The organism is Vibrio sp. M260118 (assembly GCF_036533755.1).
GTDB lineage: Bacteria > Pseudomonadota > Gammaproteobacteria > Enterobacterales > Vibrionaceae > Vibrio.
In genome coordinates, this window is sequence record NZ_JATABG010000125.1 from 1 (window position 1) to 9,029 (window position 9,029).

The 9,029-nt window shown below is 43.5% G+C and carries 10 protein-coding genes; 7 read left to right on the plus strand and 3 right to left on the minus strand.

Annotated elements, in window-relative coordinates; translation table 11 throughout:
• From pepT to QTO00_RS09430, 4 genes are all read left to right on the plus strand, one after another.
• Nucleotides 1-593 (plus strand): tripeptide aminopeptidase PepT (gene pepT / locus QTO00_RS09415; protein WP_331424507.1); only part of this gene is annotated, 593 nt, incomplete at its 5' end.
• Between the two features lie 74 nt (nucleotides 594-667).
• Nucleotides 668-1,135: a DM13 domain-containing protein gene (locus QTO00_RS09420; RefSeq protein WP_038208365.1), complete on the plus strand. Its 468-nt coding sequence runs from the start codon at nucleotides 668-670 to the stop codon at nucleotides 1,133-1,135.
• An 86-nt stretch (nucleotides 1,136-1,221) separates the two neighbouring features.
• Nucleotides 1,222-2,082: a mechanosensitive ion channel family protein gene (locus QTO00_RS09425; protein ID WP_331424509.1), complete on the plus strand. Its 861-nt coding sequence runs from the start codon at nucleotides 1,222-1,224 to the stop codon at nucleotides 2,080-2,082.
• Between the two features lie 17 nt (nucleotides 2,083-2,099).
• Nucleotides 2,100-2,495, plus strand: a complete 396-nt coding sequence (locus QTO00_RS09430) for a GFA family protein (protein ID WP_038208362.1) — start codon at nucleotides 2,100-2,102, stop codon at nucleotides 2,493-2,495.
• A 202-nt stretch (nucleotides 2,496-2,697) separates the two neighbouring features.
• Here QTO00_RS09430 and QTO00_RS09435 read toward each other — a convergent pair whose 3' ends face one another.
• On the minus strand, nucleotides 2,698-3,039 hold the full coding sequence (locus QTO00_RS09435; RefSeq protein WP_331424511.1) for an ArsR/SmtB family transcription factor: 342 nt from the start codon (nucleotides 3,037-3,039) through the stop codon (nucleotides 2,698-2,700).
• A 152-nt stretch (nucleotides 3,040-3,191) separates the two neighbouring features.
• Complete coding sequence (locus QTO00_RS09440) at nucleotides 3,192-5,873, minus strand: bifunctional acetate--CoA ligase family protein/GNAT family N-acetyltransferase (protein ID WP_331424512.1); 2,682 nt, start codon at nucleotides 5,871-5,873, stop codon at nucleotides 3,192-3,194.
• A 219-nt stretch (nucleotides 5,874-6,092) separates the two neighbouring features.
• On the opposite strand from QTO00_RS09440, the gene QTO00_RS09445 reads away from it, so the two are divergent.
• Both QTO00_RS09445 and QTO00_RS09450 read left to right on the plus strand, forming a co-directional pair.
• On the plus strand, nucleotides 6,093-6,656 hold the full coding sequence (locus QTO00_RS09445; protein ID WP_331424513.1) for an SPOR domain-containing protein: 564 nt from the start codon (nucleotides 6,093-6,095) through the stop codon (nucleotides 6,654-6,656).
• Between the two features lie 156 nt (nucleotides 6,657-6,812).
• Nucleotides 6,813-7,817, plus strand: coding sequence for a D-alanine--D-alanine ligase (locus QTO00_RS09450; protein WP_331424514.1), 1,005 nt, complete (start codon nucleotides 6,813-6,815; stop codon nucleotides 7,815-7,817).
• Here QTO00_RS09450 and QTO00_RS09455 read toward each other — a convergent pair.
• Nucleotides 7,798-8,757 (minus strand): tyrosine-type recombinase/integrase, encoded by a 960-nt coding sequence (locus QTO00_RS09455; protein ID WP_331424516.1) that lies wholly within the window; start codon nucleotides 8,755-8,757, stop codon nucleotides 7,798-7,800. The two genes, QTO00_RS09450 and QTO00_RS09455, sit on opposite strands and share 20 nt — an antisense overlap.
• A 99-nt stretch (nucleotides 8,758-8,856) precedes the next feature.
• On the opposite strand from QTO00_RS09455, the gene QTO00_RS09460 reads away from it, so the two are divergent.
• The coding region (locus QTO00_RS09460) for a DUF3319 domain-containing protein (protein WP_331424517.1) at nucleotides 8,857-9,029 on the plus strand (173 nt) is incomplete at its 3' end.

Consider the following 9,029-nt stretch of genomic DNA (forward strand, 5'->3'; position numbering starts at 1 on the left):
GCGCGGATGTAATTTGTCATGGCGTTAACGTTCACCCGGGAACAGCCAAAGATAAAATGGTTAACTCGATGAACATCGCGGCGCAGTTCCAACTGATGATGCCTGCGCAGCAAACACCAGAATGCACTGAAGGCTACCAAGGCTTTTATCACCTGAAGTCAGCCGAGATGTCAGTTGCACGCAGTGAGCTTGGTTACATCATTCGCGATTTTGATCGTCAAGGGCAGGAGCAGCGTAAGCAATTTATGGCTGAAAAAGTCGCTGAACTCAATGAAAAGGTCGATAAAGGAAGAGTTGAACTCATTCTCACTGACAGCTATTTCAATATGCGCGAGCAAGTAGAGCCATACCCACATGTAATCGAGTTAGCAAAAGAGGCAATGATTGCATGCGATGTCGAACCACTAGTTAAGCCAATTCGAGGCGGAACGGACGGCGCAAGGCTCTCGTTTATGGGGTTACCTTGTCCGAACATCTTCACAGGAGGCTATAATTTTCACGGTATTCACGAATTTATTTCTATCGAAGGAATGGAACAAGCGGTTAACGTCATCGTGACATTGGCACAGAAAACCGCGCTAAAGTACAAATAACTTAATCAGTAGACTGATATTTCATTAAAAATCATATACATTTATTAGTAGTGACTTTTGCAGTGAGTATCAGGATGAAACAATTATTGTTAGTGATTACACATTCATTGTGTATCGGATTGGGCTTCGCACTTGGAATTTACGCGTTGCCCATCCTGATCCAACCCACACCTCCGAGCATGCACGATGTTCAAAACGTCACTAACCACGCCATTTATAGCGCAACCTTTCAAAGAGATCGCAAAGACAGCGATTTTTTTCATTGGGGCGAAGGCTCCGTTTCGATCAGCCATGAACAAATTGCATTTGTTGGTCAGCTCGCTCCAGGCCCAGACTACAAGCTCTATTTCTCACCGACGTTCATAGAAACAGAAGTTGATTTTATAGCCCAAAAAGACAATATGGTTCTGGTTGGAGAAGTGAAAAGCTTTGATCGATTTAATGTTAAACTACCAGACAACTTCCCACTCGATGAATACAACAGCATCATTATATGGTGTGAAACTTTTGGCGAATTTATTACCTCAGCGCGATATAAATAACATCACGCTATCATCATACTATTGACCGGCTAGAAAGGATGGCTAGACCGACCAAAACCACCACCATTTACTTATAGGAGCAGAGCGTGGAGAAAGCACAAGCTGTCATCGATTTTCTTCTGACTCACAAACTCATATTTACTGTCTGTATCATTCTCCTCGTCACATTAATACGAAGGTTCACGCTATCTATGATTCGCGGAGATGTTGCATTTGTATCTGAATACCAACGTAGCTGGATGTCTCGTACCAAGAACGGTTCATTTATCATCACAGTGTTGATGCTGTTTATCCTTTGGCAATCAGAAATCAATGAATTCGCTCTATCCGTTACCGCAATTGCTGTAGCCATCGTTGTCGCTTCCAAGGAGATAATCCTCTGTTTTACTGGTTCAATACAGCGTGCGAGCTCACGTTCGTTTCGTATAGGTGATTGGATTGAGGTGGGTAAAATCTGTGGTGAAGTCATTGAACACAACATGATGGCAACGGTGATTCATGAGATTGACTTACATCACGGCCAATATCATTACACTGGAAAAACGGCAACCTTGCCTAACAGCATGTTCTTTACCTATCCAGTGAAAAACCTTAACTTCATGAAGCGCTATGTTTTCCATGATTTTTCAATCATAGTGCCCAAATTCGTCAACCTTTTTCCGCTGATCCCAAGCATAATGGAAAAAATAGAGAGCCATACAAGCTACTTCTACGATGTTGCGACGCGGTACAACTCAGTGATAGAAAAACATGCAGGGGTAGACTTACCAGGTGCAGAGCCGCATATACACATATCAAGTGGCGCAACAGGCGAACAAATTGTTCATTTTATGCTGTTTTGTCCAACTGAAAAAGCAACACACCTAGAGCAACTTATTCGCGCAGACTTTATGGAATTATACGAATCAGAGTTTCCTGAGCAGCAACAAGCAGCGGACGCATTATAAACTCAAAGGAGTAGAGAATGATTACCAAGGTAGGAGAGACGGATATTCATCCCAAGCACAAAGCCAGTTGTCACTGCGGTGCTGTGGTTTTTGAACTCGATTTGCCAAATGGAATAGAAAAACCTCGCCGCTGCGACTGCTCAATCTGTCGCCGTAAGGGCGCAATTGTAGCGTCAGTCAAGCTAGACGGAATCAAGATCTTGCAAGGCAAAGACAAGCTCAAGCTATATCAATTTAATACCCATACCGCTAAGCATTACTTTTGCTCAGTATGTGGAATCTACACACATCACCAAAGGCGCTCTGCACCCAACGAGTATGGGTTTAATTTAGGATGCTTAGAAGGCGTTAATCCTTTCGAAGTGGGTGACGTTGTCACCAATGACGGTGTTAATCACCCAGCTGACCGTTAAAATTGAGTCCTAGTGGTTAGAGTTATACTTTTTCTTCAATCGCAATGCTACGTTGACGAATACAATAAGAATTGGCACTTCGATAAGTGGGACAAGGACGCCAGTGAATAATTCATTTTGGCATTCCTTATTCGTCAATCGTCGAATAGCGATTAGACTAGGTTAAAAAAATAGGAAGAACTCATTCTTCCTAAATATCGATCTAACTAAATACAGTATTGAACAGATCAGAGAACTCATCGATTTCTGATTTGTTTACTCGATAACAAACTTTAGGCGGAATGGATTCAGCGGTAATAAATCCTGCTTGTTTGAGGATTCGTAAATGCTCAGATACCGTTGATTGAGCCAAACCAAGCTGAGACACAAGCTCGCTATTCAAACAGCCATCTAACTTTTCTAGATTGAGTAAGATTTTAACAATCCTCACACGCGCAGGGTGTGACAAAGCCTTCGCTTGACATGCTAACTTTTGCTCTTGGGCTAAATCTTGTTCAGAAGATTCAAATGCTTTTTGGTTGGCAATCGTGCAAGAAATTGGCATTTAACGTTCTCAATAGACTATCGTCGAATGACGATGATAATACTCCCACTAGCCATAACATACAACTCAAATCCAAAGTTGCGATCTTAAATACTAAAATACCGCTTGTTAAAGCGGTATTTAGGAAAGTGCTGGGTTAAAATGTAACTAATCTAATTAAGTGGCAACACCATATCAGCGGTACCATCTTCGAACTGAACGTCAAGTTTAAAGCCAAGCCCTTGAGCAAGCATCAGCATGCCTCGGTTAGTAGGCATGGTCATTCCCGACATCTGCTTGGTGCCCTTGTGCTGACAGTATTCTATGATCCTTTTCATTAGCACTTTTCCTAAGCCATTACCCTTAAGATCTGAACGAATCAAGATAGCGAATTCGGCGTCGGTATTATCTGGGTTAATCAGAGCACGGGATACGCCAATAATAGGGCTTCCTTCACGGCTTTGGCTAACCGCAACAAACGCCATTTCACGGTCATAATCAATCTGAGTTAAGTTTGCCAACGCTTCATGGTTGAATTCACCCACATCACTGAAGAAGCGCTTATAAAGATCTTCTTTAGAGACATTATGTATAAAATCAGCATGATGAGGCTCATCTTCTGGCAATATTGGTCTTAACAGCACCTCTTCACCATCCCTCAGGGTGATAATCTGCTCGTACTCCACTGGGTAAGGGCGAATTGCTAAGCGTTGTTGGGCATCGCCTTCATAACGTTTAAGCACAAGGTCGGCATCTAAGATGGTAAATTCGCTACCATTGGCAAGCACTGGATGTATATCCAGCTCATGTACTTGCGGGCAATCAACCACCATTTGAGAGACTCGCACTAACAGCTCTGATAAGCCATGAATATCCATTGGTTCTGGGAGTTTCTGCGGGCGGATCTTGCCACTTTTGATTGCTCGAACAATTAAATACCGCGCTAACGCCATATTAAGCGGCGGAAGTGCCGAGGCTGCATCAATCGATTCATCCCACTCTGAGCCACCTTGACCAATCAAAATGACAGGGCCAAACGTCTCGTCCGTTTTGACTTTGACTCGAATCTCTTCACCGCCTGCAAGCTTTGCCATTCCTTGAACAAGCAGGCCATGAATATGAGCCGACGGGTAGGAGAGTTTAGTCCGATCTAATATCGCCTGTGACGCCCCAGCGACTTCTGCGCTGTTTCTTAAATTGAGCATCACACCTTGAACATCCGATTTGTGCGCGATATCTGGTGATCGGAGCTTGACCGCCACTGGATAGCCAATTTGTTCAGCGACATGAACAGCTTCGCTTGGATCAGATGCGATCCAAGTTGGCAGCACATTGAAGTTAAAATGACTGAGAAACGGACCAATTTGGTGGGTATCTAACGACACTGTATCTTTATCCAGCAATCGGGTTTCGATCCATTTTTTCGCTTCATTTAGCTCAGCAATGTGCACTGGCTCAGCAGTGGTCGGCGTCTCCATCAACTGTTTCTGGTTACGACGGTATTCGACCAAGTGCATGAATGCGACTACCGCACTCTCAGGCGTTCTATAGGTAGGAATCCCTGATTTAGTGAAGATATCTCGTGCGGGTTTCGCCGTCAGTTCACCAGACCAGTTAGTTAGTATGTTGAATCGTCTATGACGTGGGTGCGCTTTGATCGCTTCTACTACGGCTTGAGCCGTTTGCTCAGAATGCGCAACAGCTGAGGGGCTATGCATGATCAATATTGCGTCGGCGCAATCCGCGTTCATGACTGCATTAAGGGTTTGGATATAACGTTTATCATCTGCATCACCGACCATATCGATGGGATTATTCTTACTCCAGCTTGCAGGAAGGATGCCGCTCAATTTATCAATGGTCTCATCGGACAGTTTGGCGAGTTTTCCACCGCGATCTAGTAGAGTATCCACTGCCATAATAGCGGGACCACCACCATTAGTAATGATGGCTAATCGTTCACCACGAAGCGGGACCGAGTGCGTTAAGGTTTCTACCGCAGCAAACAGTTCATGAGAGTTATTTACTCTTAGCATACCGGTACGACGAATCGCTGAGTCATAGATGATGTCTAGAGTATTGTCCCCCCCTGTATGCGCCTGCGCGGCTATACGCCCAGCAGGGGTCTTACCGCCTTTTAGCACCAAAATTCGCCGGTTACGTGATGCAGCTCGCGCGGCAGACATAAATCTTCGTGCATCTTTGATGGTATCTACGTAAAGAAGAATTGCTTCAGTGTGAGAATCTGTACACAAGTGATCGAGTAGGTCAGCAAAATCGATATCAAGCGCGTTACCAAGTGAAACAAACGCCGAGAATCCGATATTTTTATCATTTGCCCAATCTAAAATCGTGGTACACATCGCCGCTGACTGAGAAATGAAAGCGATTTTCCCTTTTTCAGCGGTAACAGGAGAGAAAGAAGCGTTGGACTTGACCCAAGGTAAAATCAGTCCAAGACTATTAGGTCCCAAGACACGCATACCGTTATCTCGAGCTATCTTAAGGCACTCGTCTTGAATACTGTCTCCACTATCACTAGCGAAGTGCATATCAGCAGAGAGCACTATCACTGCTTTGACACTTTTCTCTGCTAACTGCCGAAACAGCTCAAGATTGTACTTAGCGTGAGTACAAAGTATCGCTACGTCAGGAATGATTGGTAGCTGATCGATGGAACGATAAGCCAACACCCCACAAACAGAGGAGTATTTAGGGGTAACAGGCATGATTGCTCCCTCAAACCCTCCATGAAGCAGGTTTTTCATAACTATATTGCCAGCGCGCATTGGTTTGATCGATGCGCCAATAACCGCAACAGATTGAGGCTTCAAAAAATGGGTAAGGTGGCTCATATCAAAGCTCCTAAAGGGGGTGACAGCTATAATCCTAACCAACAAAGTGGCTTAATTCTCAGCTATTTCGGTGTTGTTTTAATCAGATCACTGAGATACAACCGAAGTTTGTGCCTTGCGTCACAGTGTATTGATATATAATTAGAATGTTGGGTTGATTCTAAGTCTATCTAACGGCATGATTTAAAGTAATTTCTACTTAAGGCATTTGAATAATTCATGAAAAAAATAGCGATTGTTGGCTTATCAGTGGTGCTTTCTGCGTGTGTATCGAGCGATTACGTTACCGACGTAAGTTCAGAAAGCTACCGTGAGGATTACAAAACAGCGATGGTTGAACAACCCGTTGTAACGCAGCAGGGAATGACTAACGACATTTCTGAAAATAATGTTGTGCAAACCACTCCAACAATTCAAACCGTGAAGATGCAGCCAAAGCCGAACAAATCGGCTGTTACCATTATTCCTCCAACAGCGAAACAACAAGCTAAAATGCCTCGTTACGGGTTTACTATCCAGGTTGTTGCAGTAGGCTCTCAGACTAAGGTTGACCACTTCGCGCGTAAGCTTCCGCGTAAAGACAATCAACCAATTTGGGAAAACTACAAAATGGTTAACGGCACTAAGTGGTATACCGTTCTTTACGGTGACTACGCAACACGCACTGATGCCAAAGCCGCGATTTCAGATCTACCAGCAGAGTTTCAGTCTCTTAAGCCTTTCGTTAAAAGTATTGATGACATAAAGAACTCTCAATACCCAACATTGAACAAGCTGAACTAATTTTGCAAAAAGGGGCTTAGGCCCCTTTTTTATCGCCTATATTTTCTTCACTCAGACAACAAACGGGATTTTTAGCCGCTAAAACCGTGTAACTGATACAGGTTTTGATTATCATGGTCTGAGATTCTCCCAGTTGTCTCATGGAAAGATTTTTAAATGACAAACACGACTATTCTTCTTCTTTGCGGCGGTGGTTCGTCTGAACACGAAGTGTCCCTAGTATCTGCAGACTTCCTTCAATCTCAATTAAAGTTGACGGCCCAGTTCAACGTTGTGCGCGTTGAAATGAAATCAGACGGTTGGTTCACAAGCGAAGGTGAACTGGCATACTTAGATACCAATACCGGCACTATCAATACTGACACGAGTTCTACCAAGTTAGATTTTGTTATTCCATGTATTCATGGGTTTCCAGGTGAGACCGGTGATATTCAGTCTATGTTAGAGCTTTCTGGGATCCCATATTTGGGTTGTGGTCCTGAAGCAAGTACCAACAGCTTCAATAAGATCACTTCAAAGCTCTGGTATGACGCTTTAGGTATCCCTAATACGCCTTACATCTTTCTATCAGAAAACAATCAGAACGCATTCGAGCAAAGCAAAGCTGCTTTTGCAGAGTGGGGAACGGTATTTGTTAAGGCTGCTAGACAGGGTTCTTCGGTAGGTTGTTACAAGGTAACAGAAATAGAGCAACTGCAACAAGCTATTGACGATGCATTTAGCTACTCAGATCAAGTACTTGTTGAACAAGCAGTAAAGCCTCGTGAACTGGAAGTCGCTGCTTATGAGTATGAAGGTCAACTGCATATCACAGCACCAGGTGAGATCATCGCCCCTCAAGATGCGTTCTACTCTTATGAAGAGAAATACAGTGCTTCAAGCCACTCAACTACACAAGTAGAAGCGACAAACCTCACTCAAGAGCAGCTCGCCGTTATCCGCGCTAGCTCTGAGAAAGTGTTCACACAAATGCGCCTTCGTCATTTGTCGCGTATTGACTTCTTCCTAACACCTGATGGTCAAATTTATCTTAATGAGGTAAACACCTTCCCGGGTATGACGCCGATCTCTATGTTCCCTAAAATGCTAGAACATAACGGTCATTCATTTGCGAGCTTCCTAGCGAACTGTGTGAAACGTTCTATTTGTCCCAAGGTTTAAAGCTCTTGTAGACCATACGCTCTAGTGCTGCTTGCGACCTATTACCAACATACTGATAGGGCATAGCAGCACTTTTCCAACGACCATACCTTTGTATCTCTTTCACCTTAACTCCTTGAGACGCAAGGTCGCTAGCAGCACCGACACGTAACGATTGGCCAGAGAAGTGGACATCAAGCATTAACTTGTCGCTTGCGGCCCTTAGAATTCGATAAATAGAAGAGTCATTCAAGGCATTTCTACTCAAATTGCCGTACTTATCAATGGCAGTGAACAACGCGCCGCTGCAATCACCCCGAACTTCTAGCCAGCGTTTGAGTAACTGTGACGACTCAACTGACAGTTGATATTCTTGACTACCGACAACCACGTAATAGCGCGCGTCATGTGAATAGACTGATTCAAGCATTAAATCACGTAACTCTGACCGCTTTAACATGCATTCAAACATAATATGGTAGATCGCCAAGTTGCGAATATCTTTACTATTTTTCGATTTGTGGAGTAGGAGAGTCAACTCATCTAAATGTTGACGGTTAAATGCGTTTGTTGAATGAGAATCATGCTTTTTGTTTATCCTCAGGGCAGCAAGTGTATTCCTCACTGAAACCGAAGAAACAGGGTCAGGCAAACTGAGTAGCCTATGCACCAAACTAATGGTGACAACGTAGCGTTTAATGGTCGAATATTTGCGACTCTTTGACTCTTTTTCAATAAACAAACGCACCGCTGTAGCCGCTGCGGGGAGTGACCGAACGCTTTTTGAATCGCAAAATTCGCAAAATAGGTTCCAATCTTTGCCCATCGCGAGTAGAGAGTTATGTGAATAAGCACCGTCTGTTAAATCATTAATGTGGTCAACATCGATCTGATTAGAAAAAGCATTTATAAAACGCTGCTTTCGTTCTTCACATGTGATTACGCGAACACTTTTTCTCATAGTCACGCACTATAACAAGTAAACTTGTGATAAATATACTTGATAATGAGAGATTTACAATTATTATTAAACTTACTCATAACAAAGATAATAGTGATTATGGCTGCTGCAAGTTACCGAGGTTTTACCCTCAAATCTGCTGGAAACTCGACGGATGTTTGGCAAGTTCAAATCAAAAACCATACCTTGCAAGGCAGTATGGCTGCTGTAAAGAAGAGTATTGATTGGTTTTGCGATACTGCAACCATCATAGACCCTAAAGAGTTCAACTC